Origin of the sequence: uncultured Sulfitobacter sp., assembly GCF_947502895.1 — a bacterium.
In the GTDB taxonomy this organism is placed as follows: domain Bacteria; phylum Pseudomonadota; class Alphaproteobacteria; order Rhodobacterales; family Rhodobacteraceae; genus Sulfitobacter.
The window spans coordinates 96,761-114,418 of record NZ_CANNBM010000002.1 but is presented as its reverse complement, the minus strand read 5'-3'; the positions used below and the strand labels follow the sequence as shown (position 1 = coordinate 114,418).

Here is a 17,658-nt window from a genome sequence, read left to right as displayed (position 1 = left end):
TGGCTGGTTTCCTGAACAAAAGCGGTCGCGTTCAAGCATAGCTGCTCTGCGCCTCTCGCCATTGCCGCTGATGGTGGTATAGTTTAACGGTAAACTATATTTATTGTTGACCAATGCGAGGTGCACCATGGCCGAGACATCCTATGATCTGATTGTAATTGGCGCGGGGCCCGGTGGCTATGTGGCCGCGATACGTGGCGCGCAACTGGGCATGAAGGTCTGCATTATCGAACGGGAAAACCTTGGTGGTATCTGTCTGAACTGGGGCTGTATTCCCACCAAAGCCATGCTGCGCTCCTCCGAGGTGTTCCACCTGATGCACCGCGCAAAAGAATTTGGCCTTAAGGCCGAGGGGATAGACTATGATCTGGATGCTGTCGTAAAGCGCAGCCGCAAAGTTGCAGGACAGCTTTCTGGCGGCATTGGCCATTTGATGAAGAAAAACAAGATTGCCGTGGTGATGGGGGATGCGATAATCCCTGCACAGGGCAAGGTGAGCGTGAAGACTGCCAAGGGAACCGAAAACCTGACAGCACCTAACATTGTCCTGGCGACAGGGGCGCGCGCGCGTGAGTTGCCCGGTCTCGAGGCGGATGGCAAGCTGGTCTGGACCTACCGCCACGCGTTGCAGCCCGTTCATATGCCCAAAAAGCTGCTGGTGATCGGATCGGGCGCGATTGGCATCGAATTTGCCAGTTTCTACAACACGCTCGGTGCTGACACGACTGTCGTTGAGGTTATGGACCGTGTGCTGCCGGTAGAAGACGAAGAAATCTCGGCATTCGCCAAGAAATCGTTCGAGAAGCAGGGCATGAAGATCATGCAAAAAGCGATGGTCAAAAAGCTGGATCGTGCCGGCGACAAAGTGACTGCCCATATCGAAGTGGGCGGCGCTGTGGAAAAGCATGAATTTGACACAGTCATCAGTGCTGTAGGCATCGTAGGTAATGTGGAGAACCTCGGCCTTGAAGAACTGGGCGTCAAGATTGACCGCACCCACGTTGTGACGGATGAGTACTGCCGCACGGGGGTAGAGGGGCTGTACGCGATTGGTGACATCGCGGGTGCACCGTGGCTTGCCCACAAGGCCAGCCATGAAGGCGTTATGGTGGCAGAGCTGATCGCAGGCAAACATGCACATCCCGTCAAACCAGAAAGCATCGCAGGCTGCACCTATTGCCACCCGCAGGTAGCCTCGGTCGGTTATACGGAAGCCAAGGCAAAAGAGCTGGGCTATGATATCAAAGTCGGGCGTTTTCCCTTTATCGGCAATGGCAAAGCCATCGCATTGGGTGAGGAAAACGGCATGATCAAAACGATCTTTGACGCCAAAACGGGCGAACTGCTGGGCGCACATATGATTGGCGCCGAAGTGACAGAGCTGATTCAGGGGTATGTGGTAGGTCGCCAGCTTGAGACCACCGAAGAAGACCTGATGAACACCGTATTCCCGCACCCGACCCTGTCTGAGATGATGCACGAATCTGTGCTGGATGCTTACGACAAAGTCATTCACATGTAAGCGTAACTGCGCCCGCAGACGCTGCTTTACGGCGGGGGCGGGCGCTGACATACTCAACCCATGGTAAGCCTCAATCGCGTTGTGATGGGTCCCGCTTCGCGCCGGATGATCCAGGAATTGAAACCGCACCGCCTCAAGGTGGCGGAGATATCGGGCCATTACGGGCAACAGTTCGATTTCAAAAGCTATGACCAGTTTCGTTATCCGGAATATGATATTTGCGCAGGCCCCTATATCGACCCCGAGACAGGCAAGCCGCGCAAATTCGATCTGATCCTTGCCAATCAGGTGTGGGAGCATCTGGACCGCCCCTACATTGCCACTAAACATGTGCGCCAGATGTTGAAGAAGGGTGGCAAGTTCTGGGTCGCCGTGCCGTTCTATGTGCCGTTTCACGCTGCCCCGATGGATAATTCACGCTGGTCTGCGCGCGGGCTCAAGAATTTTCTGATCGAATGCGGGTTTGAGGAGCATTTGATACAGTCGTTCCAATGGGGCAACCGCCATGTAGCACAGCGCAACCTCGAAGAGGTCTGGCCCCCCGAGTATGTAGAGGGCGAAGACGACATCGAAGACGATCCCATGATGCCCATCTGCGCATGGGCCATGGCTGAACGCAGTTGAACGCTACCCGATGACCGGTTCATGGAGATTGATCCTTGCACTTTGGGGTGCGGGGCTCGGCGCTGCGATGCAATATGCCAAAATCTCGGTGATTTATGATCTGTTGGGGGGCGTTTATCCTGACGGTGGCGTGGCACTGGGGTGGCTGGTCTCGGTTGTAGGCGGGGTTGGTATTGTTCTGGGCGTGATTGCGGGGTTGCTTGTGGCGCGCATCCGATACCGCCGCGCGCTTTTGGGCGCGCTGTGGTTGGGGGCTGCGGTCTCTGTGGGGCAGGCGCTGTTGCCGCCTTTGCCCGCCATGCTGGCCCTGCGCGTGATCGAAGGTGTGTCCCATCTGGCCATCGTGGTGGCCGCCCCTACGCTGATCGCCCAAATCGCGACAGATCAGCAGCGCGGCGTGGCACTTACCCTGTGGGGGACGTTTTTTGGCGTGGCTTTCGCAGTGATGGCCTGGGTCGGGCGGCCCTTTGCGATCTGGGCGGGGTTGCCCGCGCTATTTGCTTTGCATGGCGCATATATGGCTGGCTTTGCATTGTTTCTCAGCGCGCGGCTGCGCAGCCTGCCGCAAGAGGGAGAGGCGCCTGTGCTGCGATGGCGCGCAGTACTGGCAAGTCATGCTAGCATCTACCGCTCGCCCCACATTGCGGCGCCTGCCTTTGGCTGGCTGTTCTATACGTTTTGCTTTGTCTCTATCCTGACGGTCTTGCCACCGTTTCTTGACCCCTCGGTGCGGACGTTGGTGATGGGGGCGATGCCCCTGACCAGCATTATTGTCTCGATGACGCTGGGGGTGGTGATGCTGCGCTATACCTCGGCTGTAAATGTGGTGGTCTGGGGCTTTGTGCTGTCGGTTTTGTGTATGATCTGGCTGTGGATCATGCCCGCAGGCGCGCTGGCCTGTCTGGCGCTTGCAGGGGCAATGGGGCTGATACAGGGGGCCAGCTTTGCCGCAGTGCCGCAACTGAACTCCTCTGCCTCAACACAGGCGCAGGCCAACGGTGCTATGGCGCAGATGGGCAATCTGGGCAACACGCTCGGCACGCCGGTTATGGCGCTGGCTCTGGCAGGATGGGGCTATGTCAGCTTGCCGCTGCTGGCGGGGCTGGCCTTTGCCTGTGGCCTGTTCTTGCATCTCTTCCTTGCCCGTCGGCGCGGAAAGATGTGATGTTTACTCTTTGTTCGTCTTTTCGCATTGGAGAATCCCGCGGCCCCGCCTATATCGCAAGGTAGACCTAGGGGTGTTTTGATGGCTGAGTTAAAGAATATCGAAGTGCGCGGCGCGCGCGAACACAATCTCAAGAGTATTGACGTGGATATCCCGCGCGACCAGTTGGTCGTCATTACGGGGTTGTCCGGATCGGGCAAATCCAGCCTCGCGTTCGATACGATCTATGCCGAAGGCCAGCGCCGCTATGTTGAAAGCCTCAGCGCCTATGCACGCCAATTCCTTGATATGATGCAAAAACCCGATGTGGATCACATATCGGGCCTGTCGCCTGCCATCTCGATAGAGCAAAAGACCACATCAAAAAACCCGCGCTCTACCGTGGGCACCGTGACCGAGATTTACGACTACATGCGCCTGTTGTTTGCGCGCGTCGGCACCCCTTATTCACCCGCCACGGGCAAGCCTATCGAGGCCCAGCAGGTGCAGGATATGGTCGACCGTATCATGACGATGGAGGAGGGTATGCGCGCCTATCTGCTGGCGCCCATCATCCGTGATCGCAAGGGTGAGTACCGCAAAGAGTTTCTGGAGCTGCGCAAAAGCGGTTTTCAGCGGGTGAAAGTGAATGGCGAGTTCTACGAGCTGGATGAGCCGCCCACTTTAGATAAGAAATTCCGCCATGATATTGATGTGGTTGTGGACAGGATCGTTGTGCGTGAAGGGCTGGAGACCAGACTGGCCGATAGCATCCGCACCGCACTGGATCTGGCAGACGGCATTGCGATCCTCGAGACAGCACCAAACGAAGGGGAGCCAGAGCGGTTTACCTTCTCCGAGAAATTTGCCTGCCCCGAAAGCGGCTTCACCATCCCCGAGATCGAACCGCGCCTGTTCTCGTTCAACGCACCGTTCGGCGCGTGCCCGTCTTGTGACGGCTTGGGCAAGGAACTGTTCTTTGACGAGCGCCTAGTGGTGCCCGACCAGAACCTGAAAATCTATGACGGGGCGCTGGCCCCGTGGCGTAAGGGAAAAAGCCCCTATTTCAAACAAACCATTGAGGCGATTGCCAAGCATTACGGCTTTAGCCAATCGGCCAAATGGAAAGACATAGACCCGAAAATCCAGCAGGTATTTCTGTATGGCTCGGGCAAGGAAGAGATCAAGTTTCGCTATGACGAGGGCGGGCGTGTCTATGAGGTAAGCCGTGTGTTCGAGGGGGTAATCCCCAATATGGAGCGGCGCTACCGCGAGACGGATAGCAACTGGATTCGTGAAGAGTTCGAGCGGTATCAAAACAACCGTTCTTGCGGTACCTGTGAAGGCTACCGCCTGCGGCCCGAAGCATTGGCCGTCAAAATTGGTCCGGCGGATGGTAAACCCGAAGAACGGCTGCACGCAGGGCAGGTCGTGCAGATGTCTATCCGTGAGGCGTTTGAATGGTGCAACAAGGTTCCAGACCAGCTGACGGTGCAGAAAAACGAGATTGCAAAGGCCATTCTCAAAGAGATTCGAGAGCGCCTTGGATTCCTGAATAATGTTGGTTTAGAGTATCTTACACTTGCGCGTTCAAGTGGTACATTAAGTGGAGGCGAAAGCCAGCGCATTCGCTTGGCCTCCCAGATTGGCTCTGGCCTTACGGGGGTTCTGTATGTGCTCGACGAGCCATCTATCGGCCTTCACCAGCGCGATAACGACCGCCTTCTGCTAACGCTCAAAAACCTGCGGGATCAGGGGAATACCGTAATCGTGGTAGAGCACGACGAGGAGGCCATTCGCGAGGCTGACTATGTCTTTGACATTGGCCCGGGGGCAGGTGTGCACGGCGGCCGTGTGGTGAGCCATGGCACCCCCGAACAAGTTGCCGCCGACCCCAATTCGGTTACGGGGCAATACCTTACTGGTGTGCGCGAAATCTCTGTGCCAGCCAAGCGGCGCAAAGGGAACAAAAAGAAAATCCAGGTTGTAAAAGCCACCGGCAACAACTTGCAAAACGTGACCGTTGATTTCCCGCTCGCCAAATTCGTGTGTGTGACGGGTGTGTCGGGTGGCGGGAAATCGACGCTGACGATCGAGACGCTTTTCAAAACAGCCTCCATGAATCTTAACGGGGCGCGTCAGACGCCCGCACCCTGCGAGACGATCAAAGGTCTAGAGCATTTGGACAAAGTCATCGACATTGACCAGCGCCCCATCGGCCGCACGCCGCGCTCGAACCCTGCGACGTATACGGGTGCGTTTACTCCGATCCGCGACTGGTTTGCGGGGCTGCCAGAGGCCAAGGCGCGCGGCTACAAACCGGGCCGGTTCAGCTTTAACGTCAAGGGCGGGCGGTGCGAGGCCTGTCAGGGCGATGGCGTGATCAAGATCGAAATGCACTTTTTGCCTGATGTCTATGTCGAGTGTGAGACCTGCAAAGGCGCGCGCTATAACCGTGAGACACTGGAGATCAAGTTCAAAGGCAAAAGCATCGCCGACGTACTGGATATGACCGTAGAGGATGCGCAAACGTTCTTTACTGCTGTACCGTCTATCCGCGAAAAGATGGACGCACTGATGCGCGTAGGCCTTGGCTATATCAAGGTGGGCCAGCAGGCGACGACCTTGTCAGGGGGCGAGGCGCAGCGCGTAAAGCTCTCCAAAGAGCTCAGCAAGCGTTCTACGGGCCGCACGCTCTATATTCTGGACGAGCCGACAACAGGTCTGCATTTCGAGGACGTGCGCAAGCTATTGGAAGTGCTGCATGAGCTGGTAGATCAGGGCAACTCTGTCGTCGTGATCGAACATAATCTGGATGTGGTAAAAACCGCCGATTACATCATCGATATCGGCCCCGAAGGTGGCGATGGCGGCGGTCAAGTGGTTGCAAAAGGCACGCCCGAGCAGGTGGCAGAGGTGGAGGGCAGCTATACAGGCAAGTACCTCAAACCTATGCTCAGCCCGCGCAAGGTAGCGGCAGAGTAGGACGCAGCGTCAATTACCTTAAATCTGACGCTTTTGGTCAGAATGTCACATCCCGCTTTTGGTCAAAGCGATTATTTCTTCCGTAACAAACGGGAGAGATATCGTAATGTCAGCTGATACTACAAATATATTGCCGCAGCCCAAAATCACGCGGCTCGAGAAATTGAAGGAACGTGTCAAGGTCCAGACCGGCACGATCGAATTTCGCGTTATGACGGTTGTCTTGACGGCACTTATGCTTTGGGGGGCTGCTATTGCTACTTTTGGCTACCCTGCGTTGATCATCGTCGCACTGACACTCGTCCCTGTGATCTTTTTCCTGTTGATGATGATCACGGTCGGAAAATAGCCGTTTGGCAGAGCTCAAACCTTCACGGTGCTGTGTGACACAGGTCAAGCAGGTGGTGAAACTCGTTTGCATCGAGTTGATCGAAGCGTCCTGAGAGATCTTCAAGCTCCGCCGCACGCGAAACCCCCAAAACGGGATCCGCAAAGGTATGAAATTTTTGCGATATCTCGGCATCGCTCATCGGGTCGTCGCGGTCACCGCGCGGGCTGCGCGGGGTGGACGTAAAGCTGCGCCCGTCGCGGCACCGCAGCGTGACCTCTGCCCAGCGTTTGCCGACAGATATTTTGGTGTAATGAGGATCGTCAATAAGCTGGGTTGATGTGCTGATGCGCAATATTTCTGGATCACTCAGGGTTTCTGGCTGCAACTCGGCCATGCCGATCTGGCCACGGACGATCATGCAGGCGACTGGAAAGGCGATGGAATAGCTAAATTCATCCAATGTCTGTGGCTGATGCCCCGCCAACCGTGTTGCAAGATGGAAGGTTCTGATCTCGACCCCTGCGATGTCACCCGAGGTCAGCTTATGCGCCGACATCAGGTCAGCGGCGGCGTCGATGGAGGGATGCGCCCATCGGCAGCACGGATAGGGCTTGTAACTGGTATCTTCTAATGTGCGCCACGCTGTGCCGAGGTCTGTCCAGAATTCTGGCGCGTCTTCGCATGTCAGGGCAGGCGCACCGGTAAATCCCTCGGAAGCGAGATAGGCGGCAGTCAGCCCAGATGGCGCGCCCCAACCGACACCATCGCGCAGCATGGTGGGATGGTCGATGCAGCGCATCATCTGGCTGCGTGGTCCGTGAAACTCACCTATCCCAGCCGCATGGCGTATTTGCGTGCGGTCCAACCTCATTGCCCGCGCAACGGCGACAGCTACGCCCGTGGCTGTCCACGAACCAGATGTATGATAATCAGGGCAGGTCGCATGCTGGGCAAGCCCCGCCCGATAACTCACTTCGTACCCAATCGCCAGCCAAACCGCAAATTCGGCGCCTGTGATCTGGCGCTTTTGGGCGTCGGCATAAGCCAGAAGCGCAGGAAAAACAGCAGACCCTGCATGCCCTTTGGCAGGCGAGGTTGAATCGTGTGCATCCACGGCATCAATCGTAAACGCACCCGCCATTGCAGCGCCTGCTGGGCTAACCTGCTGTCCATTCAGCAAGATGCGCGACGCGCCAACGCTCCCAGCGCCAAACAGCGCCAGAGCACCCCTGCGCGCGACATCGGCCATATGGGTGGTCGACGCGACGGCGGCTGTACCCATTATATCCGTAAATGAACGCCTGAGCGTCGCAAGGACATCATCTGGCAAATCACTGTATTCCAGAGTTGCTGCAAATTCGTCAAAAGCGCGCGGCATAGCGTATTCCTTCGGCTGTTTTCTCTAGCCTAAGGTCCGCATCCTTGTGAAAATGCCCAATTGCGACACTAACTGTCCCGTCCGCGCGCCTCAAAACGGGGCAACATTGCAGAAAAATCCTTGCCACGGCCATCTTCGTTTTCAACAAACTGCGCATAAAGCGCACGGGCCAGTGCCCCCATCGGGGTATCAGCATCCACGGCTTCGGCCGCTTGCTGGCTCAGACCAAGATCTTTGAGCATCAGCTCGGCCGCGAAACCGGGCGCGTAACCGTTGTCGGAAGGTGAGGTTGGGCCAACGCCGGGGGCAGGGCAATAGGCGTTCATCGACCAACTGTAACCCGATGACGTACTGACCACATCAAACATCTTTTGCCGCTCAAGCCCTAATTTGTCGGCCAAAGCGAATGCTTCGCAGGTGGCCACCATTGTAGCGCCAAGGATCATGTTATTACAGATTTTCGCAGCCTGACCGGCGCCAGCTTCGCCGCAATGCACTGCCTTTTGTCCCATGATCTCAAAGAGAGGTGCGGCAGCGGTAAACGCGCTTTCGGTGCCGCCCGCCATGAAGGTCAGCGTGCCACCAGCAGCACCACCCACACCACCCGATACGGGCGCGTCCACAAATCCAACGCCTGTTTCAGCGGCCTTCGCGGCCACATCCCGCGCGCTTTGTACATCAACGGTCGAGCAATCAATCAACACTGCGCCTGACTTCATAGCCGGCAAGATTTGCTCTGCGACGCTTTGCAAGATCGCGCCATTGGGCAGCATGGTAATCACAAAATCAGCCTGCTCGCATGCCGCTTGGGCCGTGTTTGCGGCCGCGACGCCTTCTGCCGAAGTACCAGCAGTGTCAAAACCTGTGACATGGTGGCCGGCCTTTGCCAGATTATGCGCCATGGGTGCGCCCATGTTTCCGAGGCCGATAAACCCGATCTTCATGCTCATTGTCGTCTCCATTCAGAATGTGAGGGCGTTTTTACCCAGCGGCATCAACATTTTGGAGACAGCAACGGCTGGCACGTCTCCCTGTGCGTACTGCCATTTCGGCTGGCGGTCCTTATCAATGATAGCTGCGCGGATACCTTCCAGAAAATCGCCGTGCTCCATCGCGCGCGCGGTAAAGCGGTACTCGAGGTCCAGTGCCTTTTCCATTGTGATGGTTGGGCCCCGCAAACGGTGGATGGTTTCAACTGCACAGGCCATAGACAAAGGCGCATTGCGTCCGATCAGCTTGAGGGCCTGCTCTGCAAATGGACATGCCTCAACAGCCAGTGTTCGCATGATATCCCCCAGAGATTCCCCGCCGAACAGCCGATCAATCTTATCCTGGTTGGCACGTAAGATTCCTTCGGGGGCTGACGCGGCGTGTGTATCCAAGCAGCTTACATCGCCCGAAGTCTCAAGCTGAGCAATCAAATCTATCCACATTGACTGTGGGATATAACTATCTGCAAAACCGGCATATATTGCGTCATCAGCATTCATGCGAGCAGCAGTTATCCCCAGATATTCCCCAAGCCGACCAGGCGCGAGAGCCAGCATCAGCGATCCACCTACATCAGGCACTAATCCGATGCCGACTTCTGGCATGGCGATCTGGCTGCTCTCTCCGACTATACGGTGGGAGCCATGGCACCCAATACCCACACCGCCACCCATTGTGAAACCCTGCAAGAAGGATACGACAGGCTTGGGATAGCCGAATATCTTGTTGTTTAGTCGGTATTCATCGGCCCAGAACTTTTGGCCATAGGCGTAATCGCCCTTCATACCTGTTGCATAAAGCTCCGCGATATCCCCGCCCGAGCAAAAGGCGCGTTCGCCCTGCGCGTCAAAGACAACAAGATCAACAAGAGCATCTTCACGCCATGTGTCCAGTGCAGCTTCTATTGCGAGACACATCTCATACGTCATTGCATTCAATGCGTTAGGGCGTGTCAGCGTAATGCGTCCAGCACGTCCAACAATGCGAATATCGATATCACTCATCGGTTTTTCAGCATGTCACGGGAAACGATAACGCGCATGATCTCGTTCGTGCCCTCAAGAATTTGATGCACACGCAAATCCCGCACAAGCTTTTCGATGCCGTAATCGGCCAGATAGCCATAACCGCCGTGCAATTGCAGGCATTGGTCTACAACGCGGCTGCCTGTTTCGGTGACCAGCTTTTTTGCCATTGCACAGAATTTGGTCGCGTCGGGCGCACCTGTGTCCAGTTTCCATGCGGCGTGCCGAAGGAACGTCCGTGCAGCCTGAAGCTCAATCTCCATATCTGCGATGCGAAATTGCAGGCCCTGAAACTGGTCAATCGGTTTCCCAAAGGCCTTGCGCTCGCCCATATAGTCCAGCGTTTTGGTCAAAGCGATCTGTGCAGCTCCCAGTGAACAGGCGGCGATGTTTAAACGGCCGCCATCCAGCCCGGACATTGCATATTTGAAACCTTTTCCTTCTTCTCCGACCAGATTTTTCGCAGAAATGTTGCAATCGTCAAACTGAACCTGCGCTGTTGGTTGGCTGCGCCAGCCCATTTTGTCTTCCAGTCCGCCAAAGCTCAGGCCATCTGTGCCCGCTTCGACATAGACAGTAGAAATGCCAGCAGCCCCGTCATCGGCGGTGCGTACCATGCAGACATAGGCATCGGAATAGCCACCGCCCGAGATGAACGCTTTTGTCCCATTCAGCGTATACCCCTCGTTGGTGCGCTCGGCGCGTGTCTTGAGGGCTGCCGCGTCGGAGCCTGACCCCGGTTCGGTCAGGCAATAGCTCAACACAGTCTTCATGCTCAGCACGTCTTCCATAACCCGCGCTTTCATCTCGTCCGACGCGAATGTGTCCAGCATTTTGGCGCACATATTGTGGATCGACAAAAACGCCGCCACAGAAGGACAGGCCATGGACAGGGCCTCGAATACAAGCGTTGCATCAAGGCGCGACAATCCCGATCCGCCACCCTCTTCCGAAACATAGAGCCCGCCAAATCCAAGCTCGGCGATCTGCGGCCATAACTCCTTTGGGATCGTTTCCGCCTTCTCCCAGGCTTGCGCATGGGGGGCGATATGTTCTTGCCCGAACGCGTAAGCCATGTCGAAAATGGCGGTTTGTTCCTCACTCAGTGCGAAATCCATCGTATCCTCCCTCGGTGTCCCACGTGGCGTAATGCCCAATTCTTACAAGAGTTTGTCAAACCCTGTCCGGACATCCAGCCAATGCGGGGGGCGATCCAATTCCGCGCCGCCCCACCGCTTCTTTATTTTTCGTTTAAACTCAATCCTGTCCGCGCCACCAGCGCTGACGTAACCTGGTTTGTGGGAAGCATCATTCCATTACCGGAATAGAGAACTCGCCACCCTCCTTGATGCCCGAAGGCCAGCGTGCTGTCACAGTCTTGGTGCGTGTGTAGAACTTGAACGCATCAGGCCCATGCTGGTTTAGATCGCCAAAGACGGATTTCTTCCAGCCGCCAAACGTGTGGTAGGCCAGCGGCACGGGGATTGGCACGTTGATGCCTACCATGCCGACATTGATCCGGTTGGCAAAGTCACGCGCAGCATCGCCGTCGCGGGTAAAGATCGCGGTGCCGTTGCCGTATTCATGGTCCATAGCCAGCCCGATTGCTTCCTCATAAGACTGTGCGCGTACGCAGGTCAGGACGGGGCCAAAGATCTCTTGTGTATAGATGTCCATGTCTTTGGTGGCGTGGTCAAAGAGGTGTGGCCCGATGAAAAAGCCGTCTTCATACCCCTGCAATTTGAAATCACGCCCGTCGACGACCAGTTTGGCACCCTGGTCGATACCCGTTTGGACCAGACGCTCGATGTTGGCTTTGGCAGCAGCGGTCACAACAGGGCCGTAATCCACGTCATTCCCCGCAGTATAGGGACCTACCTTGAGCTTTTCGATGCGCGGGACCAGTTCAGCGATGAGCTTGTCTGCTGTCTCGTCGCCCACAGGGACAGCGACAGAGATCGCCATGCACCGCTCGCCCGCTGCGCCGTAGCCTGCACCGATAAGGGCATCGGCGGCTTGCGCCATGTCTGCATCGGGCATGATGATCATATGGTTCTTCGCACCACCAAAACACTGAACGCGTTTGCCCTGTGCGCAGCCTGTGCCGTAGATATATTCGGCGATTGGTGTGGATCCGACGAAACCGACCGATTGGATCACATCGTTGTAGAGGATCGCATCCACAGCTTCTTTGTCGCCGTTCACAACCTGCAAGATGCCTTTGGGCAGACCGGCCTCTTCAGCCAGTTCCGCCAGCATCAGGGGTACGGAGGGGTCACGCTCGGACGGTTTGAGAATAAACGCATTGCCGCAGGCGATGGCGGGGGCGAACATCCACATGGGGATCATCGCAGGAAAGTTGAAAGGTGTAATGCCTGCTGTGACGCCCAAAGCCTGGCGCATGGAGTACATGTCGATCCCGGGGCCTGCGCTGTCCGTAAACTCCCCTTTGAGCAGTTGTGGCGCACCGATGCAGTATTCGACCACTTCAAGCCCACGCTGTACGTCGCCTGCGGCGTCTGGCAGGGTTTTGCCATGCTCTCGGCTGAGTGCCTCGGCCAGTTTGTCCATGTCGCGGTTTAGCAGATCAACCAGCTTCATAAGCACCCGGGCACGGCGCTGCGGGTTGGTCGCAGCCCATTTGGGCTGGGCGGCTGCGGCAAAGGCCACGGCCTGTTCCAGCTCTTCTTTGCTGGCAAGGGGGCATTTGGCCTGCACTTCGCCTGTTGCGGGGTTCATTACATCTGCAAAACGGCCGGACGTGCCTTTGACATGTGCACCGTTAATGTAGTGGGTAAGCTCTTGCATGGGGATCTCCTGTTGGGTTTGCGGTAGTTTAGTCTTGCAAAAAGGCGGGGGGTAGGGGCATTTTCTCAAAACTGCCCTGCTTTTTTGTCTGTATGAGCGCGTGGTGGGGGCGGGATTGAGTTTAAAGGGAAAAATAAAGAAGGGACGGGCGTGCGCAATTGGGATGATCTGCGGCTGTTTCTGGCCGTTGCGCGTGAGCAGAGCCTTTCTGGCGCGGGCAAAGTGCTGCGGCTTGATCCGGCAACGGTAGGGCGGCGCATTGCGCGGCTTGAAAAAGAAATGCAGGCCGCCTTGTTTGCGAAATCCCCGCAGGGTTATGCGTTGACCCCTGCAGGCGCGGAGATGCTGGAGCGTGCGACTTTGGTAGAGCAGGCAATGCGGCGTGTAGAGGTAGGGGATAGTACGCAAAATAAGGGGCTGAGCGGACAAATCAGGCTTGGAGCGCCGGATGGCTGTGCGAATTTTCTCCTGCCACAGGTTTGTGCCGCAATCGGGCGCGAAAATCCTGCGTTGGATATACAAATCGTCGCGTTGCCGCGCGTATTTAATCTGACGCGGCGGGAAGCGGACATGGCCATCGGGGTCAGTGCACCGACTGCGGGACGGCTGATGGTACGCCAAGTGACCGAGTACCGTTTGCATGTAGCAGCTTCCAGCAAGTATCTGTCCCAACAAGGCCCGGTTGACAGCGTGCAAGCGCTGCGCGCGCACCCGCTGGTTGGTTATATCCCCGACATGATCTTTGACCGCGAGTTGGATTATCTGGCGGACTTGGGGGCAGGGCGTGTGGCTTTGGCGTCCAACTCCGTGTCTGTTCAATTGAACATGTTGCGTCAGGGTGCCGGAGTGGGGGTGGTGCATGACTTTAGCCTTCCTTTTGCACCCGGCGTAGAGCGTATCCTGACCGATGAGATCAGTCTGACCCGCGCTTTTTATCTGATCCGCCATGTGGATGATGTGAAAAACCAGCGACTTGCGCGCTTTGCTGACGCGCTGGCTGCGGGGGTGAAGGCCGAGGTTGCGCGACTGGAGGCGATGTGTGCGCAGGGCCTGCACACTTGACACGAGCAGCCCTGACAGGCGACCATTCGAGGACCTCAGCACCTGAGCATAGGAGGATGATCAATGTTGGTGTCTCAAATCCTGAAGTCCAAGGCGGACGATACGGTGGTCACGGTGCTGCCGTCGACGACGATCTTGGAGGCGGCAAAGATGCTGTCCGAGAGGCGGATCGGTACGTTGATCATCGCGCGTGACGCGCATGTGCCTGACGGCATCGTGTCCGAGCGTGATATTGTGGGCCAGCTGGGCCGCGCGGGGGCGGGATGCCTGTCCGAAGCGGTCAGCAGCATCATGACGACCAAACTTGTCAGTTGCACCCGCGAAATGCGCGCAGACATAGTGCTGGAGAAAATGACCGAAGGGCGGTTTCGCCACATGCCCGTGATTGAGGACGGCGTATTGGTTGGCCTTATCTCGCTGGGCGACGTGGTAAAAGCGCGGCTGACAGAGCTGGCGATGGAAAAGGACGCATTGGAAGGAATGATCCGCGGTCACTAGCAGGTGCTTGCATCCAGCGGCTGCGCGTGTTTGCTTGGTCGCGAAGGACCAATCAACCCAAGGAGCGCTTGCTATGCGCGTAGGCCTGTATCCCGGCACGTTCGATCCCATCACATTGGGGCATATAGATATTATCCGCCGCGCGGCCTCGCTGGTGGATAAGCTGGTGATCGGGGTTGCTATCAACCGTGACAAGGGGCCGCTGTTTACGCTTGAAGAGCGTGTTGCGATGATTGAAGAGGAATGTGCGACCCTTGCCCGCGATACGGGTATCGAGATTGTTGCGCACCCATTCGAGAATCTGTTGATTAACTGCGCCCGTGATGTGGGGGCAGGTCTGATTGTGCGTGGCCTGCGCGCAGTTGCCGATTTCGAATATGAGTACCAGATGGTCGGCATGAACCGCCAACTCGACAACGAGATTGAGACGGTCTTTTTAATGGCGGAAGCGCAGCATCAGGCCATAGCAAGCAAGCTGGTCAAAGAGATCGCGCGGCTGGATGGAGATGTCAGCAAATTTGTGACGCCCCGCGTGAATGCCGAGTTGAAGGCACGCTTTTCATAGATCATGCTGGGATCGGCCTTGCACGGCGGGCTTGGCCGCAACGCAGGGGGAGCGATGCGTAATAGCAGCAGCACTCCAGCTAAAGGCGTCACCGCCAGAAGGCCAACCACTCAATAAGATCGGTCATCTTCTTGGCAAGAAAGATGATGTGTTCGATGCCGAAGTAAAAGTAATCGACGGCAATGGCGCCGATCAACAGAAAGGCCAGCACGAGTGCGATGCGGTTTGTCATGATGCGCCCTTATTGGATTGCCTGCCCCTGTTTAGGGCAGGCAACACTCTGCAACAAGGGCTAGACCAACTCACCCATAGCGACGGCCACATCGGCCATACGCACCGAGAAGGCCCATTCGTTATCGTACCACGCCAGTACGCGTACGGTGCGGCCCGCAACGACGATTGTCTGGTCAGGCGCAAAGATCGAGCTGTGCTCGGTGTGGTTGAAGTCGATGGAGACTTTCTGATCGGGATCATAGGCCATAACGCGGGCCATTGGCCCTGCGGCGGCTGTTTTCGCGGCCAGATTGATCTCTTCCACCGTCACTTCGCGGCTGGCGGTAAAGGTCAGATCAACGGCGCTGACATTCGGGGTGGGCACACGCATGGCGGTACCGTCTAGGCGCCCCTTGAGCGCGGGCAGAACCTCGCCCAGTGCTTTGGCGGCACCTGTAGACGTTGGAATGATCGCCATTGCGGCCGCACGTGCGCGGTAGAGGTCTTTGTGGCGGCGGTCCAGTGTCGGCTGGTCACCTGTATAGCTGTGGATGGTCGTCATCAGGCCGCTTTCGATGCCGACTGCCTCATGCATGACCTTGGCAAGCGGGGCGAGGCAGTTGGTGGTGCAAGATCCGTTCGAGATCATCGTGTCGCTTGCCAGCATTTCGTGATCGTTCACACCAAACACAATGGTGCGGTCGACGTTTTTGCCAGGGGCAGAAAGCAGCACTTTCTTCGCGCCTTGTTCAATGTGGGTGCGTGCCTTGTTGCCGTCGTTGAATTGGCCCGTACATTCCAGCACCACATCACAACCGGACCAGTCCAGCTCTTCCATGTTATAGGTCGACATGACCTCAATGTCGTTTTGGCCGAGGTTCAGGTAGCCGTCGTCGATTGTGATATCGCCCGGAAAGCGGCCATGCACAGAATCGTACCGCAGCATGTGGGCGGCTGTTTCGATTGGGCCAGTCGCGTTGAGCTTGATGACCTCGATGTCTTCGCGCGCTGTTTGGGCAATATGCGACAAGGTGCATCTGCCGATGCGGCCAAATCCGTTGATCCCGACTTTGATGGTCATGTGAGGCTCCTTTGAAGGGTCTGTTTGGGCTTGCTATAGACCTGTGCAGCGGTGGGGGGCCAGAGCCAAAGGCGCATATCGCAACCATGTTAGCGTTAAAATAAAGGGTTAGCGGTAACGCCCGCTGCATTGGCATTTGCGCAAAGGGCCGCTAGCTGTAGGAGGGAAGACCAAACGAGTGGAGCGGACAGATGAGTGGATTGATTGCCCTTTTTGATGATGTTGCAGCGATTGCAAAAGTCGCAGCATCGTCAGTTGATGATGTGATCGGGCAAGCCAGCAAAGCATCGGCCAAGGCGGCTGGAGCTGTAATCGACGATGCTGCCGTGACGCCCAAATATGTATCGGGTTTCAAAGCCGATCGGGAATTGCCAATCATCTGGCGGATTACAAAAGGGTCATTGCGCAACAAGCTGTTGTTTTTGCTGCCTGCTGGGCTGGCCTTATCGGCTTTTGCGCCTTGGGCCATAGCCCCGCTATTGATGCTTGGCGGCGCATATCTGTGTTTTGAGGGGGCCGAAAAGGTCGCTCATGTCATGGGATGGAGCGAGGGTCACGAGGATCACCCCGGCAAGGACCAGATAGTTTCGGACCCTGCTGCGCTGGAAGAGGAGAAGGCACAAGGCGCCATCAAGACCGATTTCATTCTATCAGCCGAGATCATGACCATATCGCTCGCCGCGATCCCCGAGAGTAACTTCTGGATGGAGGCTGCTACGTTGGCCACTGTGGCGGTTATGATTACCGTTGCGGTTTATGGATCGGTTGCCTTGATCGTAAAGATGGATGACGTGGGTCTTGCGATGGCCAACGAGGGCCGACTGTCTCCCACACGAGCGTTCGGGCGCGGGCTGGTGCGCAGTATGCCGGAGTTTTTGCGACTGCTGACTGTTGTTGGCACTGCCGCAATGCTCTGGGTTGGCGGTTCTATCATTGTGCACGGTCTCAAGGAGGTGGGGTTTGCCGCGCCAGAGAACATGATTCATTCTGTGGCCTACGCAGCGGGGCACGCGGTGCCCGATGCTTGGAGTGGTTTCATCGAATGGCTGACAAAGGCGGGCATTGACGGCGTGCTAGGACTGCTTTTGGGCCTGATGCTTATTCCGCTGGGTGAGAAAGTAGTTACGCCGATCTGGCGCAGCATATTTGCCGGAAAAGCCTAAGGTCCTCGGGGGAGGTACCTATGCGGGGCTGACGCGTTGTCTTGATGCGTGGGCGGCGTTTGTTGGTTAGCCCGCGCTTGGCTCGCCCTTGGAGCGGCGGTCAAGAAGAGACGCTGTAACAATTGCAAGTGCTAGCGTCGCCATGCCCATGTGGCCAAAGACGACATAGTTCCAGAAGATGTCACCCAGTGTGCCGCCATTGAACGCAGAAAGAAGCGCGGACACGCCGCCGGTCATAATTGCAGTCATCAAATAGGCCACTGATCATC

The 17,658-nt window shown here is 56.7% G+C and carries 17 protein-coding genes; 9 read left to right on the top strand and 8 right to left on the bottom strand.

The features are described 5' to 3' along the window. Positions 1–127 precede the first annotated feature (127 nt). From lpdA to Q0903_RS08620, 5 genes are all read left to right on the top strand, one after another. Positions 128–1,522, top strand: a complete 1,395-nt coding sequence (gene lpdA / locus Q0903_RS08640) for a dihydrolipoyl dehydrogenase (RefSeq protein ID WP_299414634.1) — start codon at positions 128–130, stop codon at positions 1,520–1,522. A 117-nt stretch (positions 1,523–1,639) separates the two neighbouring features. Next, the gene (locus Q0903_RS08635) at positions 1,640–2,146 is read left to right on the top strand and encodes a class I SAM-dependent methyltransferase (RefSeq protein WP_366141485.1); all 507 of its coding nucleotides are present in this window, start codon (positions 1,640–1,642) and stop codon (positions 2,144–2,146) included. 10 nt (positions 2,147–2,156) lie between these two features. Further along, complete coding sequence (locus Q0903_RS08630) at positions 2,157–3,311, top strand: MFS transporter (protein ID WP_299414632.1); 1,155 nt, start codon at positions 2,157–2,159, stop codon at positions 3,309–3,311. An 81-nt stretch (positions 3,312–3,392) separates the two neighbouring features. Next, entirely contained in the window at positions 3,393–6,275 is a 2,883-nt protein-coding gene (uvrA, locus tag Q0903_RS08625) for an excinuclease ABC subunit UvrA (protein WP_299414630.1), read from the top strand. 106 nt (positions 6,276–6,381) lie between these two features. Next, on the top strand, positions 6,382–6,624 hold the full coding sequence (locus Q0903_RS08620; RefSeq protein WP_299414628.1) for a hypothetical protein: 243 nt from the start codon (positions 6,382–6,384) through the stop codon (positions 6,622–6,624). Between the two features lie 22 nt (positions 6,625–6,646). Here the strand turns inward: Q0903_RS08620 and Q0903_RS08615 are convergent, their stop codons facing one another. The 5 genes from Q0903_RS08615 to Q0903_RS08595 all read right to left on the bottom strand — a co-directional run bounded on the left by Q0903_RS08615 (position 6,647) and on the right by Q0903_RS08595 (position 12,807). After that, positions 6,647–7,984: an MmgE/PrpD family protein gene (locus Q0903_RS08615; RefSeq protein WP_299414626.1), complete on the bottom strand. Its 1,338-nt coding sequence runs from the start codon at positions 7,982–7,984 to the stop codon at positions 6,647–6,649. Positions 7,985–8,052: 68 nt separating this feature from the next. Beyond that, a complete protein-coding gene (gene mmsB / locus Q0903_RS08610) occupies positions 8,053–8,928 on the bottom strand; it encodes a 3-hydroxyisobutyrate dehydrogenase (protein WP_299030850.1) in 876 nt (291 codons plus the stop codon). An 18-nt stretch (positions 8,929–8,946) separates the two neighbouring features. Continuing rightward, entirely contained in the window at positions 8,947–9,978 is a 1,032-nt protein-coding gene (locus Q0903_RS08605) for an enoyl-CoA hydratase/isomerase family protein (RefSeq protein ID WP_299414624.1), read from the bottom strand. Next, on the bottom strand, positions 9,975–11,117 hold the full coding sequence (locus tag Q0903_RS08600) for an acyl-CoA dehydrogenase family protein (RefSeq protein WP_299414623.1): 1,143 nt from the start codon (positions 11,115–11,117) through the stop codon (positions 9,975–9,977). The genes Q0903_RS08605 and Q0903_RS08600 overlap by 4 nt, the downstream gene beginning before the upstream one ends. A gap of 190 nt (positions 11,118–11,307) precedes the next feature. Next, complete coding sequence (locus Q0903_RS08595; protein ID WP_299030745.1) at positions 11,308–12,807, bottom strand: CoA-acylating methylmalonate-semialdehyde dehydrogenase; 1,500 nt, start codon at positions 12,805–12,807, stop codon at positions 11,308–11,310. Between the two features lie 150 nt (positions 12,808–12,957). On the opposite strand from Q0903_RS08595, the gene Q0903_RS08590 reads away from it, so the two are divergent. From Q0903_RS08590 to coaD, 3 genes are all read left to right on the top strand, one after another. Next, the gene (locus Q0903_RS08590; protein WP_299414621.1) at positions 12,958–13,869 is read left to right on the top strand and encodes a LysR family transcriptional regulator; all 912 of its coding nucleotides are present in this window, start codon (positions 12,958–12,960) and stop codon (positions 13,867–13,869) included. Between the two features lie 63 nt (positions 13,870–13,932). Then, positions 13,933–14,367, top strand: a complete 435-nt coding sequence (locus Q0903_RS08585; RefSeq protein WP_299030747.1) for a CBS domain-containing protein — start codon at positions 13,933–13,935, stop codon at positions 14,365–14,367. A gap of 73 nt (positions 14,368–14,440) precedes the next feature. Then, positions 14,441–14,932: a pantetheine-phosphate adenylyltransferase gene (gene coaD / locus Q0903_RS08580; RefSeq protein ID WP_299030748.1), complete on the top strand. Its 492-nt coding sequence runs from the start codon at positions 14,441–14,443 to the stop codon at positions 14,930–14,932. A gap of 88 nt (positions 14,933–15,020) precedes the next feature. Here the strand turns inward: coaD and Q0903_RS08575 are convergent, their stop codons facing one another. Then, positions 15,021–15,164: a hypothetical protein gene (locus Q0903_RS08575; protein WP_299030749.1), complete on the bottom strand. Its 144-nt coding sequence runs from the start codon at positions 15,162–15,164 to the stop codon at positions 15,021–15,023. A 60-nt stretch (positions 15,165–15,224) separates the two neighbouring features. Further along, entirely contained in the window at positions 15,225–16,226 is a 1,002-nt protein-coding gene (gene gap, locus Q0903_RS08570; RefSeq protein ID WP_299030750.1) for a type I glyceraldehyde-3-phosphate dehydrogenase, read from the bottom strand. 191 nt (positions 16,227–16,417) lie between these two features. On the opposite strand from gap, the gene Q0903_RS08565 reads away from it, so the two are divergent. After that, positions 16,418–17,389: a DUF808 domain-containing protein gene (locus Q0903_RS08565; RefSeq protein ID WP_299414618.1), complete on the top strand. Its 972-nt coding sequence runs from the start codon at positions 16,418–16,420 to the stop codon at positions 17,387–17,389. Between the two features lie 66 nt (positions 17,390–17,455). On the opposite strand, the gene Q0903_RS08560 is transcribed toward Q0903_RS08565, so the two are convergent. Beyond that, on the bottom strand, positions 17,456–17,650 hold the full coding sequence (locus tag Q0903_RS08560; RefSeq protein ID WP_299414616.1) for a hypothetical protein: 195 nt from the start codon (positions 17,648–17,650) through the stop codon (positions 17,456–17,458). Positions 17,651–17,658: the final 8 nt, after the last annotated feature.

Coding starts and splice junctions, on each gene's coding strand:
- Q0903_RS08575 (WP_299030749.1), bottom strand. CDS start 15,164: ATGACAAACCGCATCGCACTCGTGCTGGCCTTTCTGTTGATCGGCGCC.
- uvrA (WP_299414630.1), top strand. CDS start 3,393: ATGGCTGAGTTAAAGAATATCGAAGTGCGCGGCGCGCGCGAACACAAT.
- Q0903_RS08595 (WP_299030745.1), bottom strand. CDS start 12,807: ATGCAAGAGCTTACCCACTACATTAACGGTGCACATGTCAAAGGCACG.
- gap (WP_299030750.1), bottom strand. CDS start 16,226: ATGACCATCAAAGTCGGGATCAACGGATTTGGCCGCATCGGCAGATGC.
- Q0903_RS08585 (WP_299030747.1), top strand. CDS start 13,933: ATGTTGGTGTCTCAAATCCTGAAGTCCAAGGCGGACGATACGGTGGTC.
- lpdA (WP_299414634.1), top strand. CDS start 128: ATGGCCGAGACATCCTATGATCTGATTGTAATTGGCGCGGGGCCCGGT.
- coaD (WP_299030748.1), top strand. CDS start 14,441: ATGCGCGTAGGCCTGTATCCCGGCACGTTCGATCCCATCACATTGGGG.
- Q0903_RS08620 (WP_299414628.1), top strand. CDS start 6,382: ATGTCAGCTGATACTACAAATATATTGCCGCAGCCCAAAATCACGCGG.
- Q0903_RS08600 (WP_299414623.1), bottom strand. CDS start 11,117: ATGGATTTCGCACTGAGTGAGGAACAAACCGCCATTTTCGACATGGCT.
- mmsB (WP_299030850.1), bottom strand. CDS start 8,928: ATGAAGATCGGGTTTATCGGCCTCGGAAACATGGGCGCACCCATGGCG.
- Q0903_RS08605 (WP_299414624.1), bottom strand. CDS start 9,978: ATGAGTGATATCGATATTCGCATTGTTGGACGTGCTGGACGCATTACG.
- Q0903_RS08615 (WP_299414626.1), bottom strand. CDS start 7,984: ATGCCGCGCGCTTTTGACGAATTTGCAGCAACTCTGGAATACAGTGAT.
- Q0903_RS08630 (WP_299414632.1), top strand. CDS start 2,157: ATGACCGGTTCATGGAGATTGATCCTTGCACTTTGGGGTGCGGGGCTC.
- Q0903_RS08565 (WP_299414618.1), top strand. CDS start 16,418: ATGAGTGGATTGATTGCCCTTTTTGATGATGTTGCAGCGATTGCAAAA.